The organism is Shewanella sp. SM55, from assembly GCF_025654025.1.
Classification (GTDB): Bacteria; Pseudomonadota; Gammaproteobacteria; order Enterobacterales; family Shewanellaceae; genus Shewanella; species Shewanella oncorhynchi.
In genome coordinates this window covers 65940-90879 of the sequence record NZ_JAKKRS010000019.1, presented here as the reverse complement: position 1 = coordinate 90879, position 24940 = coordinate 65940, and the positions used below count along the sequence as shown (strand labels likewise).

The window sequence follows — 24940 nt, the reverse complement described above, 5'->3', positions numbered from 1 at the left end:
ATTTACTTCGATATTATGTGCATTTTTATCCGACTTGGGTCGTAGGCACTGACAATTGCGGGTAAATTGGTTACGCTCGTGCGAATAAGGCAATGAGTGTCTTTTTGTATCTCGTTTTTACAACAATAAAGGAAGGGTCGTGCTGTTAAAATCTCTTTTCTGCCTTCACGGGCGTGATTCTCGTCCCCGTTTTGTCGCAATCAGTGTTGGCGTTTATGTCTGTATTGCATTTGCAGCCGCTACTTTTGGGGCTAATTTTCTGATGTATTTGCTGGCATTGTTGGGTCTACCTTTATTAGGGCTCACCAGTTTGCGTCGTTTGGCCGATGCCGATAAGTCAAAAGGCTTGATTGGCGTATTCCTATTGCCGTTAATAATTTTCATCGGCCTGTTAGCGGCCGATGTGCATATTGCCTTAATTGGATTGAGTTTAGTGTTAGCCGCGGGACTGACATTTTGGGGCTGGCGCTTTCCTGCACCAACGATAGTGGATTATCGCTACGGTTATTTCGGTCCTGAGCTGGATGCACCAACATCACAGGCAATGCCTAGGCGCCGTGTGGAACCGACTATCGTTCCTAAAACCATAGATCCTAACACTATAGACCCTAAAGCCATGGCATCTAAAACTGCCATAGATCCTAACATCATTGACCCTAAACCTATTGTTGCTCAAGACGTTACCGTAAGACAATCGGCAAAATCTACCTCTCATATTCAAGCACAACCTCAAGCTGAAAGGCATGAGCCGCATGTTGAGCAGCTTCATGCCCAAACCATTAGTGCTGAGACTGTGTCTGAGCAAGAGGTCGATTTATCGACCCATGTTGAATCTGTTTTAACATCGCCGAGTGTTAGCGCGGCGGAGGCAGAGCGAGAGGCGTTGCGTCAAGATGAGCTGCGCTTTGATGCGTTAACTCGAATGACGCAGAATCCTGCCGATTTTGTGATACCAGACAGCCATGCAGATTTCCGTCCTGCTAATACTAGCCGCGTTGAACAGACCCACATTGAGTTGGTCGATGTCGATGTGGACAATGTTGATTTGAAACATGTCGACTTTACTGCGGCGCAATTAGATCCTGCCGAGCGTAGTGCTGAACCCGGTTGGCGTTTTACCGCCGAAGAAGATGACGAGCCTGACAGCTTTAACGATAGAGATCATGCCGAAGAAGTGCGTCAGCGCCGCGCCGAAGCAAAAGATTCTGGTTCGATGACTGAGCTATTTCGCGGTTTATTTGAGTTTTTGGCGCCACTAAAGCGTTTCTTGGTGTTGCCTAAGATTAAACTGCCGAAAGTGGAACGCCGTTATTGGCGCCCAGCAGGAATTGGCTGTGGTGTGGTGCTCTTGATTGCCTTGGTGTGGGGACTTTGGCCAAATGGTGATGCAGAGACGGGTGATGGTGCAGAGGTTGTCACGGTTAACGCGATTGCGCCCTATGCGGGTGAGCGGGTGACACTCGCGTTACCGGACGGTTTTTCTGTGGCGCTGGAGGATGACATCTTGATCATGCGTTGGCTCGGTGAGAAAGGTAAAGCACAAAACCTGTGGTCCTTAGCGACGGCAAAGGGAGATAAAACTTGCAGCGTCTTATCCTTTAACAATGGCACTGACTATCGTCCTGTGACTGTGGATCTGAAAGCGGATTCCGCTTCAGAGGCGCGATTCTCACCACTCGATACTCAGGCCATCATTATTGACCTCGCCCGCCGAGGTAATATTAGCCTGTGTGGTTATAAGTTCAGTCTTAAGGGCAGCCAAGCGATATTGGAACAAAATCGCACCTTTGGCGATTATATTGCTCGTTAAAAAGTCTGCAGCTAAGTCGATAAAAATTCTGCTTAAATGCTAGTCACAATTAGAGGGGTAGATTACACTTTTGCTCCTCTTTTTCTCAAACCGTACTTTAGGTTGTTTAGGTCGCTGCGGTTTGGGGAAACACCTTTAAATTTGAACTGAATATATCAATCCAGCATGAATACAGAATTGACCTTAGTCATTATGGCTGCGGGGCTAGGTAGTCGTTTCGGCGGCGATAAGCAATTGGCGGCACTCGGTCCCGCGGGTGAACCCATGTTGGTGCTATCAATCATGTCGGCCATTCGCAGTGGTTTTCAGCGTGCTGTGCTGGTGATCCGCCCAGAGTTAGAAAGTGAATTAACTGAGATCCTGACACGATTTTTGCCAGCTGATTTTGAATATCATTTTTGCTATCAAGTCTTAACGGATTTACCCGACGCGGTGCAGTTGGCGGATCTTAGCCACAGGCTTAAACCTTGGGGGACGGCCCATGCACTCTGGAGTGCGCGCCATCTTGTTAAAGGGCCAATGGCCGTTATCAATGCCGATGATTTTTATGGTGATAGCGCTTTTGCTTCCTTAGCCAAAGGCTTAAGCATGAGGCCAACTGAGTGGATGATGGTGGCCTATCCCATAGAACTCACGTTGTCGGAACACGGTGGTGTTAACCGTGGTCTGTGTCAGGTTGAAAATGGTCAGCTTAAATCGGTCGCCGAATGGCTTAATATCGCCGAGCAAGCTGGCCACTTAATGGGTGATGGCCCGCAGGGTCATGCTAATTTGCCGGCACAGTCCTTGGTCTCTATGACATGCTGGGGCTTCTCCCCAAACATATTTGATGTTATTAAACGTGAATTAACCGAATTTATCGGGCAACAGGGTCAACAACCTAAGTCTGAATGCTATTTACCCGCCATAGTACAAGCGGGAATTGAGCAAGGTTTGCCTGTGTATGTCGATGTTGCCTGTGAGCCATGGCTTGGTGTGACTTATCCGCAGGACACTGTCTGGGTAAAACAAAAATTAACGGAGTTATTGAGTGATTAAACTCATCAGGCAGTCAGTGTTGCCTCATTTTGGTATTGAATCTGCCGAGGCGAAAATTTCTGCCCTCGGTAATGGCCACATCAATGACACCCTTTTAGTGCGTTGGCCTGCGGGCGAATTGGTATTGCAGCGAATTAACACTGAGGTATTTAAAACACCCAACGCTTTGGTCTGCAATGCCGATAAAATTAGCCATCATTTATGCGCTAAGTCATTGCAGCAACAATACGGCCTTAAAGTCGTTAGCCCATGTTTAACCCAAGAGGGTGAGCTGGCTATCGATTTAGGCGAGCAAGGATTTTGGCGCGCGATCAGTTACTTGCCTCATAGTCTCAGCATTGAAGTGGTTAAGTCGGAACAAGAAGCGGAAATGGCGGCTAAGGCCTTTGGGCATTTTGCCTCAGCCTTGAGTGATTTTGATGCGACAGAGCTTGAAGATGTGATCCCTCAATTTCACCATTTACCGGGACGCATGGCCTTACTAAAGCAGGCCGCTGAACTCGATAGTCAACATCGTTTAGCGCTCTGCCGTCATTGGGTCGATTACGCGTTATCTCAGCAGGCGTTGCTTGATGAACTTGCAGAAATATCGCCAAAGCTGCCGCTACGAATTTGTCATAACGACACTAAAATCAATAACATGCTTTTTGATAAACGCGACATGTCCAGCATGGCGATTATCGATTTAGATACCTGTATGAAAGGTCATCTTATGTATGACTTCGGCGACATGGTACGCACTTTCTGCTCGCCAGAGGAGGAAGACTCTACGGCCTTGGATAAAGTCCAAGTGCGCCAAGATATCTTCGCCGCGATTTGCCGTGGCTACTTGAGCGAGTTGGGTGACGTTTTAACGGAAGACGAAAAGCGCAGTCTGTGGCTCGGTGCTCGGGTGATTTGTTTGATGATAGGTGTTCGTTTTTTAACGGATTATCTTAATGGTGATGTGTATTTCCATATCCACCGCGAAGGCCATAATTTAGACCGCGCCGCGAACCAGTTTACCTTGTACCAAAGCTTGCTCGACCAAGAGGCTGTGCTTAAAGCTAATTTTTAATTCAGCGCTTGGATATCTGTGCATTGGTATTTGTGTACTGATCCAATGCATTGTTAAAGCGTGTAGTCGAAAAACTTACGGCTTTGTGGGCCTGCGCTATTGGTGTTGACCTTGTTGGGGTGTTTATATTCACCCCAACTTGCCACGTTGCGGCCCACGTTAAGTTTAGGGAAACTCAGTGGCTCGCTTAAACCTAATGTAACATCGCTATTCTTCGCGTTTGCTTCCATTCCCAAAAATTGCAGTAACTGACTCAAGCTTCCTGCATGGCTAACATCAATTGAAATAAAGTCTTCCCGCCCATTAAAGTAAGCGAATACTTCTTGCTGATGCTTTTGATAACAAGCAATTAAGTGCTCACTGCTGGCAGGTTCCGCCACTTTATCTATGGCGAAAGTATGCCTAAAACTGCGCTTTAATATTGGATGGAAGCGGCCTGTTTTTTCATCCAAATGGGGTGCCATTTTACCAAGTAACATCTGCATCGAAGGCAACCAAGTATTGATATCTCGGTCGAGATAGACAAACACTGCTTCGGGAAATAATAAATCCAACTGCTGATAATCGCTGAAACAAGGCGTGTCAGACACTGCATCGGCCAGCATAAATGCCTGTTTAGTAAAGGCCATGTGCGCCACTTTTAGCCCTTGCTCCAATAGCGCAACACTCACACTCGTGGTGCCCGTGCGTGGCAAACCTATGATAAAGACCTTCTGCTTTTTCACCTTTATCTGTTCGTCACTGAGCGCATTCGACTGGACTGGATGCATTGCATCTGGCGTAACAATCGGTGAATGACCAATATGCTGCGCATTGCCGATACGCTGTGCATTAGCAGTACATTGTACGTGAGTAGAGGTTGGTGAATTGTTGGCGTTATCAGGCATAGGTTAGGCTCAGAATGTGTGTCAGCGGTGCGGTAAAGCCGTAAGTTATCACCTCGGCGTTTCACATTGGCGTGTCAAATCAGCGGCGGCAGTATATCTCAGTGCGAAGGCTTTGTCGGTAGTATACCCAAACAACCTGAAGATGCAGGATTCAGCGGGAGTTTAACGCACTTTAGGCAAGGCGGTTATTTGCAGACCTAGCGGGCTAAGTTAAAAATAACCAACACAGCATAAAGTGCGTTAAAACCCGCCGGGACGGAGCGCCTAGGGCACTCCACTTCCGTGTTGCATCAATTCAAAAGGTGGCCGACATTCTGTCATTGATGCGCCTTGAATTGAATCACCCTAGACGCTCTGAAACTCGTATATTCAGGTAGCTTGGGTATATACATAAAAGTCACGAACAACGGCAATGCGCCACAGTAAAGGCGCCACTAAATTGTATGATAGCTGCACTGTAGCTGCACAATAATAGCAAGTGGATGACCACAAGGCTTAGAAACGAGCTCCCGGATTACCAACAAGGCTCATTTCCCTGCATTGGATAGCCATATTGGTATTGATGAGGCGATTATTAGTGCTATTCGACTCATAAAGTGAGGCGAATAGGTTTGTTAATCGCCTCATTATGTGAGTAGAATAGGCTTATTATTCGACTCATGGGGTAGATATGTGGATTTGGCAGCAAGCCGATTGGCCTAAGTTTCATTGGAACACCAGCAACATTGATGCCTTGCTGCGTCAGGTCTATTTCAATCAGGGCCAGTTGCTTGGCAAGCAAATGCTAAGTCACGACGATAGCTTATTAACTTCAGACGCTGCACTCGACACCTTACTCGCTAACATTATCCATTCCAGTGCCATTGAAGGTGAAAAGCTCAATGCGGCTTCGGTGCGCTCATCCTTAGCTAAAAAACTCGGCGTGACTGAAGATAAACCGTATCCGACAACAGCGCAAACCGATGGTTTGGCTGACATTATGCTCGATGCCTTAAAAAATTTAGATACAGAGTTAACCCTTGAGCGGATATTAGGTTGGCATAAACAGTTATTTCCCCAGGGTTATACGCTGTTTAACCCTGTTATTGGCGGAGCGCTGCGTGGCGATACACCTATGCAGGTTGTCTCTGGCCGGATTGATAAACCAACAGTGCATTTTGAGGCACCTTCTAGAGCAGCCTTGGATGCTGAACTGTCACAGTTTATCGAATGGTTTAATGCATCACGGCAAGCGCAGGTTTTAGCTCCGCTTATCCGTGCGGCGATAACACATCTTTGGTTTGTTACTCTTCATCCACTTGATGATGGTAATGGGCGCATCGCGCGCTTATTGACTGATTTAGCTCTGGCGCAAGCGGAGAAACGCTCGATTCGTTTTTACGCTATGTCGGTCAGTATTCTTGCCCGTCGCCAAACTTACTATGACATTTTAGAGTCCACTCAAAGGGGGGATGTAGATATTACTCCTTGGTTAGTATGGTTTTTTGAGACCCTCAATGATTGCTTACTCAATGCGATGGCAGATGTGAGCAGAACGCTGTCGAAAACTCAGTATTGGCAAAGTGTCGACCAATCTTTATTGAGTCAAGAGCAAGCCAAAGTACTCAATTGCATGTTAGACGGCGATTTTGAATTAGGGATTAATAGTAGCCAGTATCAAAAGGTTGCTAAGGTGAGCCGCGCCACCGCCACCCGTCATCTTGCGCAAATGGTCGAACAGCACTTTTTAGTAAAAGCCGGCGCCGGTGGCCGAAGTACCAGATACTTATTGCCACTCAGTATGAAACGATAAAGGTTAGGCATGTTATCAAGCACTTGCATTCCAGTGACTCGGTGAATAGAAACCTAGGGTTTCTAAGTTTATGAACGAGAGCCATGGAAGGCGAACTGGCAGTTAAATAGGGAATGTTCAAGTCCCAGGATGCTCAACCGTGACGTCCTGTCACGGATAGTCACTTCCATGTTAGTGCCTAATCCTGTTAGCCTTCGCGCATATCTGTTAGCCAGTAGAACCAATCGCTTAATAGAAATTTGAGATAGATACTGGCCCAAAGCCGACGTCGGCGGCCGAAGTACAAGGTACTTATTGCCGAGTGGTTGGTAAGTAGATTGCGGAATTTGCCGTCTAAATGTAATCAGCGGCAACAATCATTTTGCATTTTGTGAGTGACTACCCTGTGCGATGTTATGTCCAAATCATTAAGTGCTAGGCATTTAATGTGACTCATAGTCCGTAGACGTATTGTCTACAAGTAAAGATCATCATGAAAACTCTTCAAAGGATTATTCATGGAAGATCATTTGCTTACCTCATTCGGTACTCATCTAAAAAGTTTGCGACTTGAGAGATCTTTTTCTCAGGAGCAGCTTGCATTAAAAGCTGACATGGACAGAACCTATGTCAGCGGCATTGAACGTGGGCAACGCAATGTTAGTTTGATTAATCTTTTTAAGCTTGCCAGTGCTTTAGATATCTCGGCGAAACAACTTCTTGATTTTACCGTTGAGGGATCATTATGACTCAACGAGCATTTTATTCGGCGAGTTTTAAAGATTTTCTATCTGCTGAGCCCGATGCGATTACCGGGCAGATATCACGTTTCCATACTCAGCATTTATTGCATGCACAAACTCGTGCTTGGTGTGCTGAAATTGAAGTTCTCAAACGCTCCTTGGCCGAGAGCGTTGAGCGAGAAGGGCACATTTTCATTGAGTTTATGATCCCACGAATGGGACGACGTGCCGATGTCGTGATTATATTTAAAGGGATTGTTTTTGTTGTAGAGTTTAAAGTTGGCGCAAAAGTATTTACTGCTGCAGATATGGGGCAAACTCATGGATATGCTTTAGATTTAAAAAACTTTCATCGCGGTAGTCATGATAAATATCTAGTTCCTCTGCTTGTCGCCACGAAAGCGACGAGCCAATCGAAAAATCCAGAATTCGCCGACACCAACAATTATCGAAGCGGCGCAAGCGCTATATGCGCAGCATAAAGTCGAAGATATTGCTCGTAGTGAAGCCGACACTCAAAATCTTGGACAAACGAGCCAGCAATTACTTCAGTTGATTCACAATGCTCGGATCAATAAGCGAAAAATCATTTGTTTCGTTACCGGCGTTCCGGGTGCGGGCAAAACCCTTGTAGGGCTTAATATTGCGAGTGCGCATTCTAATGCTGACGAAAAGGAATATGCAGTATTTTTAAGCGGAAATGGCCCTTTAGTCTCTGTTTTGCAAGAAGCCCTGGCGCGAGATAGACGTGATCGCACTAAAGAGAAAATTGGCGATTGTCGACGACATACTGAGCAATTTATTCAGAATATCCATAAGTTTAGGGATGACTCGCTTACATCGAACAAACCCCCAGTAGAGCAAGTAGCTATCTTTGACGAAGCTCAGCGTGCTTGGAATGTTGAGCAGACTAGCAAATTCATGCAGACCAAGCGTAATCAAGCTGGATTCAATAAGTCTGAGCCAGAATATCTTATCGAAGTGATGGACCGCCATGAAGATTGGGCTGTAATTATTGCGTTGATCGGCGGTGGACAAGAAATCAACACCGGCGAGGTTGGGCTTTTTGGATGGTTGGATGCACTTGGCAACCGATTTACTCACTGGGATGCTTATTATTCTACGGATTTACTTAATGGTGAGTATGTGTCTACGGGTTTAACGACTCGCGACTTTTCAAAAGGTACTTTGTTACCTTGTTTACATTTGGCGACATCGATGCGTTCATTTCGAGCCGAAAAGTTGTCAAATTTTATCCACCATTTAGTTAATGGTAACAGTGGCATGGCTTTGAATGTTTTGGCGACTTTTAAGCAAAAATATCCAATTAAAGTTACCCGAGACTTAAAGGCTGCTAAATGTTGGATAAAATCTCAAGTGCGTGGGACTGAAACAATGGGAATGCTAGCCTCGTCAAATGGTATTCGATTAAAAGCTGAAGGCATTTTCGTCAAAAACAAAATTGAGCATAAAGATTGGTTTTTGGGGCCGATAGAGGATATTCGTTCTTCACATTTTCTTGAAGATGTCGCCACAGAGTTTGATGTTCAAGGGCTTGAGCTTGATTGGTGTTTGGTTGCTTGGGAGGCTGATTTTAGATTCGGTCATGCAGGTTTTGAGCATATGCAGTTTCGAGGCTCAAGCTGGGAACAACGACAACGGGAAGAAAAATGCAGGTATCTTGAAAATGCCTATCGAGTCTTACTGACGCGAGCGAGGCAAGGAATGGTGATTTTCGTCCCTAAAGGCGATGAGTTAGATATTACTAGAAAACCGGCTTTTTATGATTCGACTTATCAATTTCTAAAAGCGTGTGGAATCGAAGAGCTTTGAACTTTTGAGTGAGACACGAGCTAACTTTATTATCCTATTTGCAATATCAACTTTACCCATTGGATAGATAGAGTTGCTCCGCTTTTACAGGTATCGAGCATATCTCTCATTCAACATATGGGTAAAGTAGGGATGTAATTCCTAGTCGCTTACAAGTTGAAACTTATCTGAACTCGCCAGCTTCTCCATCAAAAACTCAATCAATACACTCACCTTAGTCGGCAAATGTTTTCGCTGTGGATAAACCGCGTAGATGCCATGTTCTGGGATGGGATGGTCTGCGAGCAAGGCTTGTAGGCGGCCAGCTTGTAAGTCGGTGTCGACCATGAAACGGGGCAGGTTGGCTATGCCTAAACCATCGAGTGTAGCTTGGTGGATGGCATCACTATTGTTGACTTGATAGTTACCGTTCGGCTGGATACGAGTGGGGCCCTGCGGGCTTAAAAAGGTCCATTCAACACCATCACGAAAATATGAGTAGAGCAAACAGTTATGTTGGCTAAGTTGCTGTGGCGTTTGTGGTGCAGCGTGGCGAGCAAGATACTCGGGTGAGGCGCAAATGACACTTAAACAAGGGGCAATTTTACGGGCAATCAGGCTCGAATCTGGCAGTTCGCCGATGCGAATCGCCAGATCGAATCCGCCAGCAATTAAATCGGTGGTCTTATCATCCATCTGCATTTGCAGCTGTATTTTTGGATAGCGGCGCAGAAACTCGGGTATCAAAGGGGCGATATGCAAGCGGCCAAATACCATAGGGACGGCGATGCGTAAATTGCCCTGAGGCGCTTGTTGTAGCTCAGAAATGGCGTCCAAGCCGTCTGCTGCGAGTTTAACTGCAGGACGAACATAGTCAAAATAGCGGGCGCCCGCTTCGGTAAGACTTAAGCTGCGAGTGGTACGGTGCAAAAGTTGAATACCCAGACTTTGTTCTAATAGGGTAATGCGTTTACTCACCGCCGATTTACTCAGTCTAAGCTTTTGACTAGCAAGCGAAAAGCTACCGCATTCCACGACAGTGACAAAGATAGGTAGTGCCGAAAAGTGCTCCATGGTGTCCTTAGATTATCGCGTTCCCCTGCCATTATTGTTGATGATACCTCAACAGTCAGTTTTTATTATCGTGGTTATCATTGCCCTTGATGCAAGGTAGACTAATGCACTTGCTGATTGCGGGTGTCGACAGTGAAGCCTAGTTATTTTCGGGCTCATCGCTCATGTTTATCGCTTATCTTGATTACTGCTAGGCAGCTAGCCACAGCATTGCCGCAATCGCCGATGTACCATTCTCGATGCCACTGAACGGCATGGGGATGGGTTTTAGCTATTTTGTCTGAAAGAGAGTTCCTATGTCCTTGCCTTACCAATGGATTTTGTTTGATGCCGATGAAACCCTATTTTATTTCGATGCCTTAAAAGGGCTTAAGTTGATGTTTAGTGAGTTTGGGGTCGATTTTACCCAAGCCGATTTTGATGAGTATCAATTAGTTAACAAACCGCTTTGGGTTGATTATCAAGATGGCAAGATAACTGCCGCCGAGTTACAAACCATACGTTTCGAGCCTTGGGCAGCCAAATTATCTGTCACGGCGATGACGCTCAATAGTGCCTTTTTATCAGCAATGGCCGAAATTTGTGCGCCGCTACCCGGTGCTCGCGAGTTATTAGCCGCGCTGCAAGGTAAAGCTAAATTGGGCATCATCACCAACGGTTTCACTGAGCTGCAAACCGTGCGATTAGAACGTACAGGCTTGCAGCATCATTTTGATATTTTAGTGATTTCAGAAAAAGTCGGCATAGCTAAACCCGATGTGGGCATCTTCGAGCACGCCTTCGAACTCATGGGTCATCCTGAGCGCGATGCTGTGCTCATGGTCGGCGATAACCCGCATTCAGATATCCAAGGCGGCATCAATGCTGGTATTCATACTTGTTGGTATAACGTCCACGGCCACGATGTGCCCGCCGGTATCGCCCCGCACTATCAAGTGAGCTCGCACCAAGAGTTGCAAAAAATCCTGTTACCGTAAAGGATTGTTCACTGAGCCTAGTTCAGCACTTTGCACTCGATAGGTTTGGCTAAGAGTGAGTGCTTTAACAGATATTCCCTCAGTGCCATAAAATACAAAAAGCCCTTACATTAAGGGCTTTTTGGTATCTAAAACGTGTTAAATATCATTACTCGACGTTTTGGATCTGAATGTTTTAAATTAAGATAAAGTCTTTAATTAACAATGGTTAGTTTGTCTTATCTAGTGGTAATTCGCATTGATACCCACCGATATGCCCACCAGTAGAAAATGGCTAGGGTGAATTCCTAGATTAGCCGTTTGGGTTATTTTGAAAACACCGAGTAGTAAACTTTTGTAGCCTCAATCAGCATTGCATCATCTATTTCTAGTTTCTCTTGATTTGCCAAAAAGATCATGTCATATAGCTTGGCTATGCTCTTTTTTAGATCCTCTACTACCTCAAGCATAGGCTCGACTTGTTGCTCTGCAGCAGTCTTAACTATTGGCAAATGCTTCTGTAGCTCATTTGCACGAAGTCTACGCTCTTTCTCCATTTGCAAGGCTTGTTTTTCTTCTGCCAATTTCTCTTTTTCGGCTTTCTGAGCATCTAAGAAATACGGGTAATTGTTCGTGATAAGTCGTGTGATGATTTCAGTCTTATTTTGACCTTTGCACATTTGAGTGAGCTGATTAGATACCTGCTTATCGAGACTTACAGAAAGGGTGGTTACATCCTTATTTAGTCGATGCTTTCTCACTCGCCAAGCATTCCTCATATTGCGGGCAAACAATCTGACATCAGCAGGGGCTCTTCTTTGTTGCGAAAAAGCATTAGCCAATTCTACTCTCACACTTTCAATGTTAGGTAAATCTGGATTTAGAAAAACTCCTTGTTTCTTTAGATACCTGATTAGCCAGCTTCTGGCGGCAATTGTTTCTGAGTCCAAAAAATCGAACAGCTTGGAAAATTCAGGTGGTGAAATCGGTTCATTAGTTGACATATCTCTAGCCTTTAATTTTTCATTACATGTAATGTAACGTGGATCTTATTGGTTTGCTACCACTGGTTTAATAGGTTTTATTATGGTAGATATAAAGAATTCCTTTACTATTTCAATTCAACTATATGCAGCTCTTATTTTCAATGACAGGTGCAACACCAGAAACCAGATTGGTACTTATTACTTGGTTGGTGCGGTTGGGAGCTAATTTTCAGTCTGGGTCTAGGGACACATTGGCTAAGGCTTTAGGGGTTTCAAAACGAAACCTTGGGATAGCTCTCGAATACTTAGTCCGTGAAGGATACCTGTGGAAAATTAAAAGCCATTTAGGTCAACTGGAGAGAAGTAACTCAAAAATTCGCTTTGACTATGCCGTAACGAATGAATGCTTAAAGATGTGGGGTGAATGTTTTTTGAGCAGTGATTGGCAAGCTGAGTTGATATCCGTTTTGTGCGGAAAATCGTTATGGGATTCTAGAGTAAAAGGGAATGTTTCCAGATTGACGATTAACGCCCGCTTAGTCTGGGCAATCTTGCTCATGCAATCGGATAAATCTCGATATGTCATTGGTCTAGATGATTCATCTTTATCTCGAACAATGGGGATAACAGAATTGGCCTTTCGGAAGGCGATTAATATGCTGGTTTTTGAGGGGATGATCACTATCGTCGCAAATGGTATTCAGCAAAGCAAATTGCATCCATATTTACCTCCCATCTACAAGTTACAACGACAAGATCCTGGAACTAAGGTTATCAAGTTAGGGGTAACGCTATCTCGTAATTCGCTGTTACCACTGCAATGTATTAGTATGCTAGTCAGCTATTATCAACGCGCTTGTAAACTTAGAGAGGGGAGATACCCGATTCAAAATACGCCGCTGAGCAATGAGCAACTTTTTAAATTATCTACATTTTTTGTCGGCAAGGACCTACTAGGTTGGATACATCACCTATACCTGTCCTCGATTTTCTCTTTACTTTCTATTTCTGTTTCCACTGTTAGAGAAGAGCATCAGTCAAAACAAGAAGTCAGTAATTCCTTACAGTTCCAACTTCGAAGCAGGCTATCAGATGCCTTATTCAGCAGTCAGTCTATTTTTCCTTTAGCACATACTCTCACTCAGGATGAACCTTCAAGTGTCGATGAAATTGAAATATTGAAGAGCTATCTTTTGGATATAGTTTCGCAGGAAACATGGTCCGCTGTTCAAGAGCTTACAGCCCCATGGCGACTGTTTAATGAATGTATAGGAATGGATGGTCGGATAGTTGATCACAAACATCGAGAACTGATGCTTTCCATTAGCAACCGACAGACGATAGCCGAATATGAAGAACCGAACGACTCTAACGATGAGACACACAAAACCACTCTCGATATGAATTGGTCTGTCTCTTGTGTACTTCATGTAATAGTTCCTGATGCCAATAGATATGCTGACTGTATGGTTTTAGGACAGCAGTTATTGACGTCAAGCATGGATATTAAACATCAGGAAGTTCACTATGTGCAGCAATTGATCAGCGGCAATGCGTCACCTAATTTGGAGATTCATTCGAGGATTACCAACTGATTTAACTAGAGAGCAAAGATATTAGCAAATATTTGAGAATTCACTGGTTTTCTGAAAAAAATACGAAGAATACACCACCAATAATCTAGTTAAGCATGTCTGTTTGTTAATACTATAGTTCTTTAGCTCTATCTTAGATGTCTAAGCTTGTACTCTCACCAGTAAGCTGTAATTCCCAATTCAACGGTATGAACAGTTAGCCGTCATCATTGGCGAGCGAACTTTTGCTAGTGATATCAGGCCCTTTAGGGCTTTTGAGTTATAAATTACACAAACCCCATACGTTATGTAACTTAACCAATATGGGATATCAATATGTACTTACGTCACACCTCTAACACTAACCTTACCGTCATCAGCAATGGTCAATACCAAGGTCTCAATGTTAATCCTAGGCCACTAAGCGCTGAATACTTAAACGCAATTCTACAGACCTTACAGGCAGCTCTGAATGAGCATCCTCGTACCTTCATGGTGCGGTTTGATTTACATCTGCCACAGCTCAATTTTCACGATTCACCAACGGTTTATGATTCAACGGTGATCAGCAAATTCTTTAAATCTCTGAGTGCTAAAATCCAGCATGATAGGCTTATCAAGGGCCATGAGGGTAAACGGGTGCATCCTTGTACTCTGCGTTATATTTGGGCAAGGGAGCGAGCATGTGCAGATACAGACCATTACCATATCGCTATCTTCCTCAATAATGATGCCTATAACCATCTCGGTAATTACAATCGAAGTGGTCAAAACCTGATTACTAAGATTGTTGAAGCCTGGGCCAGTGCTTTAGGGCTCGATGATTTCAGTACCCGACATTTAGTCCATTTCCCTGAGGATACGCCAGTTTATTACATCAATCGTAACGCGCCGAATTATCCCCAAACCTTTGCGAGTGCTTTCTTCCGCTTGAGCTATTTTGCCAAGCTAGAGACGAAGCATTATGGCGATAGAAGGCGCTCATTTGGCTATAGTCGCTTATAGGTCTGGCTTCATTATTAAAATATATTGATATATATATATGGCATCTCAGCTAGTTGGACATTGAGCATCTATTTTCCGTTGGCGTTAGTCTTGTTTGCTTAAGCGCCGGCTCAGGGCGCTTTGAGTGATTCCAAGTAGTTTGGCGGCGGTGCTCTGGTTGTTGTTAGTGCGAACAAGCGCTTCATGGATCAGCTGCTGCGAGGTTTCGCTAATGGTGGGCAAGTTTGCTGGAAAGATAATTCGTTCGCTTTGGTGTTGCAGTTTGGGTTGCCTTAACACCGTTAAAAAGGGGGCGAGGGCTAGTTCAGGGCCGTTACTGATCCCTACCGCTGTAAAGGTTAGCGCTTTTAATTCGGCAATATTACCGGGGAAGGCATAAGCTTCTAATCGGCGAGCCAAATCGTGGGGCGTGGCAAGGTAATCTCGGCCTAACTCTTGGCAGGCTATTTCATTAAAATGCTGTAATAATAGGCCGATATCGGCGGAACGCTCCCTAAGCGGTGGTAGTTTGATTCGTTGTGGCTGCAGACAATACAGCAGTCCTTGGGAAAATGCCTGTTGCTCGAGCTGTTCTAGCGATACAGTGGAGCTAAACAGCAGTCGGCACTTAAGAGCGCTTTCCCGTAAGGCTCCCTGCGGAAAATAACGTTTTCGCTGACACAGTTGGGTAAGCATTCTTTGGATTTCATGGCCCGCTAAGGCTAGATTGTCGAGCAGCAAAAAGCCAGTGCTAGCCATATCGAGCAAACCCGGTTGATCGGCGATCCCAAATAGTTTTTGCTCCAACATTTGTACGGGCATATCTGCCAGCGACAGTTCTAACAAGGGTAACTCTGGGCACACCAGTTGTTGTAGCGATTCTGCAAACAGATGTTTACCAGTGCCGATCTCCCCTTCTATTAAAATAGGCTCGTGGCTGTCGTGCAAAGTAGCCGCGAAGTTGAAGCAATCGTGCATTTTGATATCTGTGGTGAGGATTTGATTGAATACACTTAGGTTCATGCGGTTAAAGAAACCGTCTTTAATTTGATGGTAACGCCGCTCTAGCCCAATGACTTCCATAGCACGGCGGATACACATTAGTAATTGGTCGGTTGAACTAGTTTTGGTAATAAAATCGTACGCACCCTGTTTCATGCATTCAACCGCAATGTCGGTTTCATCTAGTCCTGTAAGTACGATTACTCTTACATAGGGAGCATGTTCACGAATATCCCTCAGCAGTTGCCTACCATCGAGTGCTGGCATGTTGAGATCAAGTAACACCAACGCAATATCGAAGTCGTTGATTAGATTTAGGGCCTGACGGCTATTTTCACAAGTGTATGTCTTGGCTTCGGGAATATGTCGATTAAGCAACATATCGATAGTGCGTAACCAGCGGGTTTCATCATCGATAGCTAGAATATTGCGACTAAGCTTCATTGCATATTCCTAATAGTATTTTCATTTCTGTTCCGATATTAGGCTGTGAGTGGATAAGCCATTGTGCGCCGTGTTCAATAAGAATTTTATTGGTGGTTGAGAGTCCAAGTCCTGTGCCACCCTGCTCACGACGGGTAGTGAAGAAGGGCTCTCGAATACGTGCTTGTATGTGAGGCAGCATACCGCAACCATTATCTACCACCTTAAGGTATATCAGTCCCTCTTCGAGACCAGTTTCAATCGTCAGCAGCGGATTGGGTTTGTCCATAGCTAGGCAGGCATTTTGGATTAGATTGATAAGCACTAGTTGGAGTTGCAACTCGTCCCCTTTGATGGCGGGAAGTTTTGGGTGAAGCGAAAGCTGCAACTGTAAACGTTTAACATTGTTATGAGTTAATCGCAGAGCGGTTTCGACAATGTGGTTTAGCAATAAAGGCTTAACATTGTTGAGGCCGTGACGGGAGAAGTACTTGAGATCGTGGATAATGCAGCCGATGCGCTCGGCTGATTCTTGCACCGATTGGCTTGTATAATTAAGCTCCTCTAGCCCCTGTTGTAGCCACTGTGGCCGTGTATCCGAGAGCGGCAGCGCACGCTTAAGGTCGTCGATAATATCCTGCATCAGACTCATGGATTGGTTGATAAGCCCCACGGGATTATTTATTTCATGGGCAATTCCCGTGGTAAGTTCCCCTAGTGAAGCGAGGCGTGACGAGAGTTCGCTTGCCTGTTTTAACTCGAAGGGTTCGGTATAGTCTTCGATAAAGAGGGCGACCATATTGCTTGAGATCAAGTGCAAATTGAGCTTCCAGCGTTTATGGTCGAGGGAAAACTCGACTAGTTGCGAAACTTCGCCGTTAAATCCTGACTGAATAAGCTGCGTTAGCACCACCTGCGGATGCGCTTGTTTGAGCTTTTCTGGCACTAACACCCATTGATACTTACCGTTTTGCCAAATCTTCTGTTGGTGCTGATCTATGAGGACCACGCCGTAGGGTAGACCGTTGAGCACAGAGTGAAATTGAGCTGAGACTCGACTGATTTCCGCTTCTGCCTTTTTCCTTTGGCATAGTTCCTGTTTAAGGGATTTGGTTTTCTGTCTGAGCACCAAGCTGATATAAAGAGTAATCAATAAGCCAATACTGGAGATAATGGCGGCCAATAATGCGCCTTGAAACAAATCCTTACGCACTTGTCCCAGTTCGATTTTTTCCTTGCCGAAACCAACCCATTTATAGATTAAGTCATCAAAGTAACCTCCGTGGTAGTTTTGCTCTAGCACGTCAGTCACTTCCTTCGTAAATATGGGGTCCTTATCAGACATAATCAAATAAAACTGGCTGAAAAATAATGGGTTACCTGCGGTTTTTGTCAACGGAAACTGTGACAGCAAGCGGCGAGCGCAGTAGAATTCGGCCAGCACAAAATCCACTTTACCAGCGGATAACAATTCAAATCCCTGCTCGTTGGTGACAACGGGCACTTGGATAAAATCCTGTGGGTTTGATCTAAGATACATATCCACCGATGAGGCTTGTTTGATGGCTACGCGCTTTTTCGTCAGTGCCGACCATGAGTCGGCATTACTATCGGTGCGCCGATTATAGGCGCTGATATAGGTAGGCAGAAGTGGCAGCGCAGTATTGAGCGTGAGCATTTCTCCCGCAGGAACATCAATCACGGCTAATTGGCGAGTCTTATGGGTAACTGAATACAGGGTCTGCTCTAGGGTTTGGCGGTTGATGGTGAGATCATATTGCAATTTTTGGGCGATTTGACGGGCTAATTCAATATTAAAGCCCGTTTCTTCACCAGCCTCATTCTGCCACTCAAACGGTGGGGTATTACTATGAACATTAAAAGTAAGATCTTGCTGCGCCAATCCTTGAGCCGAGATTAGGCTTACTCCTAACATCATCCCCCGTAAATACTGCCAATAGCTCACTGAATACACACCCTCTTGCCGTTTGATTGCATCTAACCATAAGCGCAGTCAGCCCACATTGGCAGCTTGTTGGCCTTTTTCTGCCAGTGATTTCACATTTAATTTGCTTGGGAACTTTTGCAGAAACATCTATTCAACTGAAAATAAAAGAAATTAATCAACTTTGGACTGTAGAGTTTAGTGCGTTATGCAAAAATGCATAATCAAGCGTGCAAGGTTCAAAATTTTTAAGGCTAAGGGATCTATCGTCAAATTTTGTCTTCGAGTGTTACCCCCTAGGAAATTGAGCGCTGTAAATTCAAGGCCGTGAGCAAAACGCGTCAATAACTCCTGAAAATTGAGTCGCAAATTAAGAACGTAGGGGATACTTATATGGATAATAAATTAAACCAAAATCGCCGTGAATTTCTAACCAAGGGCGCAGTGCTTGCCGCTGCGGCAAGCACGCTTTCCTTGTCGGTTTCATCTTCGGCTAATGCGGCGGGGGCATCGGTTGTCGCCGCGGCGGCAACCGCTGAAGCGGCCGAGGCACCAAAAGCCATCACGGGTTACATTAAAGAACCTAAAAACTTAAAAGATGTACTCAGCAATGCTCGTAAGATCATGGATACCTGCGCTGCCTGTGACTTAGCTGGAGCTGGACGCTGTAATGGGAAAGGCCCCTGCGGTGAGTCGGTTCCAGGTATGGGCGGCATGCGTCAAAGCTTTGTGCGCAACATCGAAGCTTTCGAAGGCATGAGCCTCAATATGCGCAGCCTGCACAATGTTACTAAGCCCAAAATGGAAACTGAGTTACTAGGTGTGAAATTAGCCATGCCGGTCCTGACCGGTATTACTGGTGGTTTAACCTACAATATGGGCGCTGCCAACAAATTAGCCTTCGATGGCGAAGTCATGACCGAAGAAAAATATGCCCGCGGCATTATTGAAGGAGCTGCCAACGCGGGCTGTTTAGGTTGGGCTGCGGACGGTATTGGCGATCCACTGGAGACCTTCAAGCGTCGCTTAGAAGTGGTTAAAGAATTTAAAGGCCACGCCGTTGCACAAATTAAACCCCGTACTCAGCAGGAAATCTTCGAGCGTATCGATATTGTTCAAGATGCGGGCGCACCTTTCTTTGCCATTGACATCGATTCCGCTGGACGCGCTGCTCGCGCACTACCGGGTAAAACCGTTGAGCCAAAGGATCTAAAAAAACTTAAGGAAATCGTCAAATACGCCAAAATCCCCTTTATGGCTAAGGGCGTGATGACGGTTGAAGAAGCCCTTATGTGCGCCGAAGCTGGCTGTGGTGCGATTGTGGTTTCTAACCACGGTGGCCGCGTACTGAGCTCAACCCCTGCCACTATGCATGTGTTACCTGCGATTGTAAAAGCGGTACGTGACCGCGGTTACAAGATGCCAATCCTAGTGGATAGTGGGGTACGTGACGGTGGAGATGTGCTCAAAGCACTAGCCTGTGGTGCCCAAGCTGTATTAGTTGGCCGGCCAATGCTGCGTGCTAGCCTCGGTGGCGGTGTTAAAGGGGTTGAGATGATGTTCAAACGTTTCCAAAATGAGCTTGAGTCAAGCATGGTGCTGACAGGCACTGCCGATGTAAATAACGTTGACCCATCGATTCTCATCCAGGAGGTTTAATGAATATCGCCACAGCATATCAATTCGGTTTAGCCGCTGTGGTTGCCTCAATGTTGGTGTTGCCGAACGTGAATGCAACACCCTCTGAGCAGGACAGGCAATATGGCGGTGGTGGTAAAGGCGCGGTGGTTTTCTCCTATGAAACCCATGCTCGAAATGGTTTTTATACTTGTCAGGCGTGCCATAGCACTAATAGCGAAAAAGCCCTTTTCGAGGCACAGCGTTACAGCTTCACTATGAAAGACCACAATAACGGCAAGTTCTGCTGGGCTTGTCACGATGGTAAAACTGCAGACCGTGAATGTAAGAGTTGTCATTATTAATCATTAGGCAGCTATGAGATAGGAAGCCAATTACGCTTCCTTTTGCGGTCTAAATAAATAGGAGTCTAAATGAAAACCTCGTTAATTATGTTAGTTGCAGGCGTGAGTCTAAACTTAAGTATAATGGCCAATGTGCAAGCGGTGGAGCAAACCTTCACCATGCCAGTGACATCGGGATTAACTGATCTGAAACTCGTCGAGGTGGTCCCTGGCTCCTCATGGGCTGAGAAAGACGGCGTCATCATCAGTAAGGGGGAAGGGGAAAGCTACCTTGTGACTCAAGCTGATTATGGTGATTTTATGCTGGAAATGGATTTTAGACCCAGCGATGAAATTAACGCTGGTGTGTATATGCGCTGCGCTGACATCAGTAAAATTAAAGCTAATACCTGTTACGAAGCCAATATTTGGGATAAGAGCAAGAAGACCCAGTTTCGCACTGGTGGAATTGTCGATCGTCAAGCGGTTATCAATGTGCAAGATACCATCAATCAATGGAACCACTATAAGCTGACCTTAAGGGGTGACACCATTGAAGTGGAGCTGAACGGCAAAGTGACTGGGATACTAAAAGATAGCCAATTAAAGAAAGGTTTTATCGGCTTTCAACATAAGGGAAGCGGTAGTATCGAGTTAAAAAATATTCAACTGACGCCGCTGAAATTAGGCATGGCTACAGAGTGATTAGTTTCCTCCGTTCTGGATTATGTTGTTAATGTAGCTGAGCTAAAAGTAGAGGAGTTCTGAGTCTAGGTGCCTGAGTATTTTAGGCTATGAAGCTAAGTATAACGATAGCGGCGATAAATGCCGCTTCGTTTATAAAATGTGTGTGATAACTAACTTAGCACTCGCTCATTACTAGGTAAGAACATTAGGTTCTAAACCAATGCCTGACATCAGATATCAGCTCAGCGCCAGCTTTTACCCCATTAACTCCCACCTCAGCGGCTGTCAAAACCGTGTTTAAGCCAGTTTCTAAACTGCCTGTGACAAGCTTGATCCCTGCATCGGCAATCTTACCTTGGCTTAAGCAAGCATAACTTTCACCTAGAGTTTGTGTGGTGCCTTTTAGTAGGCATTCTGCTGGTTTAGCAACAAGATCCCCAGGTGTCCCTAGCAGCGTGTTGACGTTATCGGGTAGCCCTAGGTATTCACCGGTCATCTTAGCGGCGGTAGAGGCTAACACGACGTTTGCGACAGTCCCCGTGGCCAACTTCGACGCAGTGCTTCCCAGTAAGCCTACTCTGGCAGAGCCTTGCAGCGCAATGTGGGTGAGATTACTCACCTGATTGGAGGTGCTACTCCCTTCTAAGCATTCGTTGACGAACTGCTCACAATTGTTCGTAGCAACGCCGTATGGGCTGTGACCCAGTTGACTGCGCGCTAGCTCAATAGCTTGATGGGGGAACAAGCTGGACTTTTTCACTCTGATCTTATGGCCACCCGCAAATTGCTGCAGATCGATTTCTTCGATGATGCCCTGTTTAGATAAGTGAATCACATTGCCACGGCCGATATAGAGGCCATGGTGTTCGGTTAAGCCAAGAGGATCGATATTGGTGACGAGGTGATCACCAGGTTGTAGTACTTGCATGAATATTTTCCTTAGCCAAGGTTCTATCATTGCGACGCGCTATTTCGCCATGCAGCTTTGGTAAGGCTGTACGTGTTCGCGTTGATAGTCAGTTGGCTGTGTGAGGATTTAAGGGGAGGCGCTATCTTGTAAGAGGTAAGCGCGGGTTAGATTTCTAACTCGACAAAGTCTTTATCGATATCGTCTTGCTCAATACCGATATACCGCAGGGTAGTTTCTTCGGCGCTGTGTCTGAGCATCTTCATTACTCGGCCAATATCTTTGGTTTGTTGATACAGCAGATAGCCTCGGGTCTTGCGCATCGAGTGGGTGCCTAAGGCGATTTTGAGTTCTTCACCAATCATCGCCAGTGCTCGGCAGATATAGCGGCGTGACAAAGGCGCGGGTTTGATGTTTTTAGCCCTTTGATTACGATAGGACTGAAACAGGTAGATATGGTTAGGGTGCTCGCGTGCAATTCGTTGTATCCGTTCCAGCGTCTTTTGGTTGAGTTTGATATTGGCGATTTTGCCAGTTTTGGATTCCTTAATGATAAGTCGACCGCCCTGGATATCACTGAACTTAATCGAGAGTAAGTCGGAGATCCGCAGGGCAAGATTAAGGCCGATATTCCACACATCGGCCAGTTGCTGGCTAAACTGTCTTTCGAGCAGATAGCTGATAAGCTTAACGGTGTCTTGATCTTTAACGGCTTGAACTTCAGGCATGGTCATGTTCCTCTTTTTTGCTATAGCGTGTTTTTGGGCACTTGCATTGCGAAATGCCGCATGAGGCAAGGGTTTGAGTGTTCCCGTTTTAGGATTCTGGGAACTTCATTTGGCTAAGTGGTTTAATCCAAACTGACCTTCACCTTGTAAACGCCCATATCGAAATAAGTGGCAAAGTTTTGGGTAAATAAATCGATTAATGCTTTGCATTCCCGCTCACCAATCCAGCCACTAAACAAGCTATAGACCTGCTTACTGTTAAAGCAGATATCGATGTCTTTGACGAGTTCAGGGAAGGGATGACCGCGAAAAGCAAAGTCGGTGACGTAGACTAAACGCCAGTGCTCTTGCTGTTTCTCAAGCCGGACTTCGACAGGATGAAAGCCACCATCTTCGGCGCTGTAATCTGGATCTCTAAAATTGAGCGTGATCGCATTGGCATCTTTTGGATCGACGTCAGCCAGTTCCTTTTCAATGACTTGGTAAAAACGATTAGGCATTAATGGCAGTTGGTTACGGTTAATGATTAACTTCATGGGATATTCCTTCTTTGATTTACGCGCACACGCAAGAGCCTAGGAGCTAAAACTCCTGGGCTCTTGCTGTGTTTGCTGGTGGGGTATAAATTGCGTGAAATGAGTCTGATGGAGCGTGATGAGGTATTTAGGATGCGCTTTGGTGTTACAAGGTTATCGAAGGGCTGTGTGTTAATGCGGGTGGTGGTTTGTCAGCGGTTTGATAGACAGCAATATACAAATAACCATGGCTGCCTAAGGTATCAGCCTCACAGGTAAACCCAGCGTGTTCAATGCTAACGCAGTGCTGCTCTCTTGCATCTATCTCACCGGTGACGACTAATCGCTCAAGTTGTTTAACTAATTTTGGGAAAGCGTGATTGAAGCGTTTGCGTACTTCAGGAGAAAACTCACCGACAAAACTTGTTCTGTCATTGAGATAATCCAAATGCATACCACGTAAAATCAGTCTCGCACCAAAGCGGGGAGATACTTTACGGGGCAGGCCCCAGGCGTGCTCAATATCGAAAAGTTTTAGGGTTGTCATAGGAACCTCTATGGTTGAAAGGGTGGCACTTTGGGAGTGGGTTGCTTGTTAGCTGGCGAGCTAAAGCAGTGATAAATACAAGTGGCTAATGGAGTAAATGACGTTTAGGTAACGGTTTTGAAACTTAGGTATGCACACTCCAATTGGGCTGCTCATTGCTGCCATGGTTAAAGTACACGCCGTTGATCACCCGTTGCCATTCACCCATAGGCACACCATAAGTGTCACAGGGGCAAACATAGCGGCAGAAGGCAATCTCCTTGGGCAAGTGCTCAACCACATCACGGTGAAACACACTCAATACGGTTTTATGTAGCTTTGGATTAGGTGCCACAATTGGCTTGCCAATCACTTGACCCATGGCATTAAGTGGCCGCCCAAACATCGGCAAAATCAACTCAATCACTAATCGGTTACGCAGTTCTGGAAACGCGGCGCAGGCCTCAGCAACGCAGGCCTGCGAAAAGCTGTCGGTAAATTCAATCATGTTGGACTCCTTGATTTGGCGAAGCAGGCTTGAATGCGCTGCTAGAGTAAGCCTCGTTCAGCAAAGGACACCGGTGTACGGCCCACCACAATATGGTCAAGCACCTGCACGTCAATCAGCGCCAGTGCATCGGTTAACCGTTTAGTGATGTTCTTATCTGCAGCCGAAGGTTCTGATTCACCGGATGGATGGTTGTGGGCAAAAATCACCGCCGCCGCATTGACGGCCAATACCGCCTTAACCACTTCTCGGGGGTAGACACTGGCAGCATCTAAAGTGCCAAAGAACAACTCTTTAAATTCCAGTAATTGATGTTGGCAATCGAGCAGCATTACCGCAAACACCTCTCGCTCATATCCTCCAAGTTTGTAAGTTAAAAAATCCTTAGTGGCTTGAGGGTTGGTGTAAGCGTCCTTCTTCACAAAGCGTTCGGCAATGATATTGGCGGCAGAGGCGAGGATCGCTTCGGCAGTTTGCGGCCAATGGTTGATCGGTTGGTTTAGCAATGGGGGCTTTACGGATTGGGAGGACATCACTTTTGTTAACATATCAGGCTCCTTAAAAGCGTTAATGGGCTTATGCACAGGAGTGATATATATCTGAAAAGATTTGGAAATCTTGGAAAAGTTAAAAATTACTCGAAGGACATATGTGATGAGACAATAACCGAGAAACTCATCATGAAACTAATTCGCCTTACTAAAGTTATGGATTACACAGGTCTAGCACGCTCCACTATCTACAAGTACATCGCAGAAGGAACATTTCCCAGACCGGTGTCACTCGGTAGCCGAGCTGCCGCATGGGTAGAAAGTGAAGTGCAAGAATGGATTTTAACAAGAATAGAGGAGCGAGATGCCCAAAGTGCAACCGTTTAAGCCCATACCAACATCCGTTTTACGGCACATTAATTAACTTCAGGATATTCCTTACCGCCTCCTGCCTTCAAAGGCTAAGAGCGTCCTCCATTACTAGATTGAAATGCTTTTTCTTGGCTGAATCCCTCTATAAGTAAGCCTATGACTAATCGCTAAAAATAACCTAAC

General features: G+C 45.5%; 25 protein-coding genes. 14 read left to right on the top strand and 11 right to left on the bottom strand.

All coding sequences use genetic code 11. The annotated features are described in order from the left end of the window. Positions 1-139 precede the first annotated feature (139 nt). The 3 genes from L5L91_RS20155 (at position 140) to L5L91_RS20145 (ending at position 3905) form a co-directional block, all read left to right on the top strand. Positions 140-1810: a hypothetical protein gene (locus L5L91_RS20155; RefSeq protein WP_263237526.1), complete on the top strand. Its 1671-nt coding sequence runs from the start codon at positions 140-142 to the stop codon at positions 1808-1810. A gap of 165 nt (positions 1811-1975) precedes the next feature. Continuing rightward, positions 1976-2848: an NDP-sugar synthase gene (locus L5L91_RS20150; protein WP_263237524.1), complete on the top strand. Its 873-nt coding sequence runs from the start codon at positions 1976-1978 to the stop codon at positions 2846-2848. Further along, positions 2841-3905 (top strand): phosphotransferase enzyme family protein, encoded by a 1065-nt coding sequence (locus tag L5L91_RS20145; RefSeq protein WP_168826533.1) that lies wholly within the window; start codon positions 2841-2843, stop codon positions 3903-3905. The genes L5L91_RS20150 and L5L91_RS20145 overlap by 8 nt, the downstream gene beginning before the upstream one ends. Positions 3906-3958: 53 nt before the next feature. Here L5L91_RS20145 and L5L91_RS20140 read toward each other — a convergent pair whose 3' ends face one another. Further along, positions 3959-4792: a sulfotransferase gene (locus L5L91_RS20140; protein WP_263237523.1), complete on the bottom strand. Its 834-nt coding sequence runs from the start codon at positions 4790-4792 to the stop codon at positions 3959-3961. 670 nt (positions 4793-5462) lie between these two features. Between L5L91_RS20140 and L5L91_RS20135 the strand changes: the two genes are divergently transcribed. From L5L91_RS20135 to L5L91_RS20120, 4 genes are all read left to right on the top strand, one after another. Continuing rightward, positions 5463-6584, top strand: a complete 1122-nt coding sequence (locus L5L91_RS20135) for a Fic family protein (protein ID WP_263237521.1) — start codon at positions 5463-5465, stop codon at positions 6582-6584. Positions 6585-7081: 497 nt separating this feature from the next. After that, positions 7082-7312, top strand: coding sequence for a helix-turn-helix domain-containing protein (locus L5L91_RS20130; RefSeq protein ID WP_263237520.1), 231 nt, complete (start codon positions 7082-7084; stop codon positions 7310-7312). After that, positions 7309-7788, top strand: a complete 480-nt coding sequence (locus L5L91_RS20125; RefSeq protein ID WP_263237519.1) for a hypothetical protein — start codon at positions 7309-7311, stop codon at positions 7786-7788. Before L5L91_RS20130 ends, L5L91_RS20125 begins: the two co-directional genes overlap by 4 nt. Then, on the top strand, positions 7694-9139 hold the full coding sequence (locus tag L5L91_RS20120; protein ID WP_263237518.1) for a DUF2075 domain-containing protein: 1446 nt from the start codon (positions 7694-7696) through the stop codon (positions 9137-9139). Before L5L91_RS20125 ends, L5L91_RS20120 begins: the two co-directional genes overlap by 95 nt. Before the next feature lie 141 nt (positions 9140-9280). On the opposite strand, the gene L5L91_RS20115 is transcribed toward L5L91_RS20120, so the two are convergent. Continuing rightward, positions 9281-10192 carry a LysR family transcriptional regulator gene (locus L5L91_RS20115; RefSeq protein ID WP_263237516.1) on the bottom strand — a complete coding sequence of 304 codons (912 nt, stop codon included), beginning with the start codon at positions 10190-10192 and terminating at the stop codon, positions 9281-9283. A gap of 296 nt (positions 10193-10488) precedes the next feature. On the opposite strand from L5L91_RS20115, the gene yjjG reads away from it, so the two are divergent. Next, a complete protein-coding gene (gene yjjG, locus L5L91_RS20110) occupies positions 10489-11169 on the top strand; it encodes a pyrimidine 5'-nucleotidase (RefSeq protein ID WP_263237515.1) in 681 nt (226 codons plus the stop codon). A 305-nt stretch (positions 11170-11474) separates the two neighbouring features. Here the strand turns inward: yjjG and L5L91_RS20105 are convergent, their stop codons facing one another. After that, positions 11475-12152 carry a hypothetical protein gene (locus L5L91_RS20105; protein WP_115016353.1) on the bottom strand — a complete coding sequence of 226 codons (678 nt, stop codon included), beginning with the start codon at positions 12150-12152 and terminating at the stop codon, positions 11475-11477. Positions 12153-12295: 143 nt separating this feature from the next. Between L5L91_RS20105 and L5L91_RS20100 the strand changes: the two genes are divergently transcribed. Together L5L91_RS20100 and L5L91_RS20095 are read left to right on the top strand one after the other, a co-directional pair. Continuing rightward, positions 12296-13729, top strand: coding sequence for a hypothetical protein (locus tag L5L91_RS20100; protein WP_263237513.1), 1434 nt, complete (start codon positions 12296-12298; stop codon positions 13727-13729). Between the two features lie 315 nt (positions 13730-14044). Further along, positions 14045-14713, top strand: a complete 669-nt coding sequence (locus L5L91_RS20095) for an inovirus Gp2 family protein (protein ID WP_263237512.1) — start codon at positions 14045-14047, stop codon at positions 14711-14713. An 84-nt stretch (positions 14714-14797) separates the two neighbouring features. Here the strand turns inward: L5L91_RS20095 and L5L91_RS20090 are convergent, their stop codons facing one another. After that, positions 14798-16138, bottom strand: a complete 1341-nt coding sequence (locus L5L91_RS20090; protein WP_115016359.1) for a sigma-54-dependent transcriptional regulator — start codon at positions 16136-16138, stop codon at positions 14798-14800. Further along, entirely contained in the window at positions 16128-18083 is a 1956-nt protein-coding gene (locus L5L91_RS20085) for an ATP-binding protein (RefSeq protein ID WP_263237511.1), read from the bottom strand. The genes L5L91_RS20090 and L5L91_RS20085 overlap by 11 nt, the downstream gene beginning before the upstream one ends. Positions 18084-18455: 372 nt before the next feature. Here L5L91_RS20085 and L5L91_RS20080 point away from each other — a divergent pair, with 372 nt between their 5' ends. The 3 genes from L5L91_RS20080 (at position 18456) to L5L91_RS20070 (ending at position 20728) form a co-directional block, all read left to right on the top strand. After that, positions 18456-19721: an alpha-hydroxy-acid oxidizing protein gene (locus tag L5L91_RS20080; RefSeq protein ID WP_263237510.1), complete on the top strand. Its 1266-nt coding sequence runs from the start codon at positions 18456-18458 to the stop codon at positions 19719-19721. Next, positions 19721-20044 carry a c(7)-type cytochrome triheme domain-containing protein gene (locus L5L91_RS20075; RefSeq protein WP_115016365.1) on the top strand — a complete coding sequence of 108 codons (324 nt, stop codon included), beginning with the start codon at positions 19721-19723 and terminating at the stop codon, positions 20042-20044. Before L5L91_RS20080 ends, L5L91_RS20075 begins: the two co-directional genes overlap by 1 nt. Positions 20045-20113: 69 nt before the next feature. Continuing rightward, entirely contained in the window at positions 20114-20728 is a 615-nt protein-coding gene (locus L5L91_RS20070; protein ID WP_115016367.1) for a DUF1080 domain-containing protein, read from the top strand. 187 nt (positions 20729-20915) lie between these two features. Here L5L91_RS20070 and L5L91_RS20065 read toward each other — a convergent pair whose 3' ends face one another. The 6 genes from L5L91_RS20065 to radC all read right to left on the bottom strand — a co-directional run bounded on the left by L5L91_RS20065 (position 20916) and on the right by radC (position 24427). Continuing rightward, complete coding sequence (locus L5L91_RS20065; RefSeq protein WP_263237508.1) at positions 20916-21638, bottom strand: lecithin retinol acyltransferase family protein; 723 nt, start codon at positions 21636-21638, stop codon at positions 20916-20918. Between the two features lie 146 nt (positions 21639-21784). Continuing rightward, the gene (locus L5L91_RS20060; protein ID WP_259523143.1) at positions 21785-22345 is read right to left on the bottom strand and encodes a tyrosine-type recombinase/integrase; all 561 of its coding nucleotides are present in this window, start codon (positions 22343-22345) and stop codon (positions 21785-21787) included. A 122-nt stretch (positions 22346-22467) separates the two neighbouring features. Next, a complete protein-coding gene (locus tag L5L91_RS20055) occupies positions 22468-22881 on the bottom strand; it encodes a DUF2787 domain-containing protein (protein ID WP_198572555.1) in 414 nt (137 codons plus the stop codon). Between the two features lie 145 nt (positions 22882-23026). Then, positions 23027-23407, bottom strand: a complete 381-nt coding sequence (locus L5L91_RS20050) for a type IV toxin-antitoxin system YeeU family antitoxin (RefSeq protein ID WP_259523142.1) — start codon at positions 23405-23407, stop codon at positions 23027-23029. 124 nt (positions 23408-23531) lie between these two features. Beyond that, complete coding sequence (locus tag L5L91_RS20045) at positions 23532-23894, bottom strand: hypothetical protein (protein ID WP_259523141.1); 363 nt, start codon at positions 23892-23894, stop codon at positions 23532-23534. A gap of 41 nt (positions 23895-23935) precedes the next feature. Then, a complete protein-coding gene (radC, locus tag L5L91_RS20040; protein WP_259523216.1) occupies positions 23936-24427 on the bottom strand; it encodes a RadC family protein in 492 nt (163 codons plus the stop codon). Positions 24428-24574: 147 nt separating this feature from the next. On the opposite strand from radC, the gene L5L91_RS20035 reads away from it, so the two are divergent. Continuing rightward, on the top strand, positions 24575-24772 hold the full coding sequence (locus tag L5L91_RS20035; RefSeq protein WP_037459496.1) for a helix-turn-helix transcriptional regulator: 198 nt from the start codon (positions 24575-24577) through the stop codon (positions 24770-24772). Positions 24773-24940: the final 168 nt, after the last annotated feature.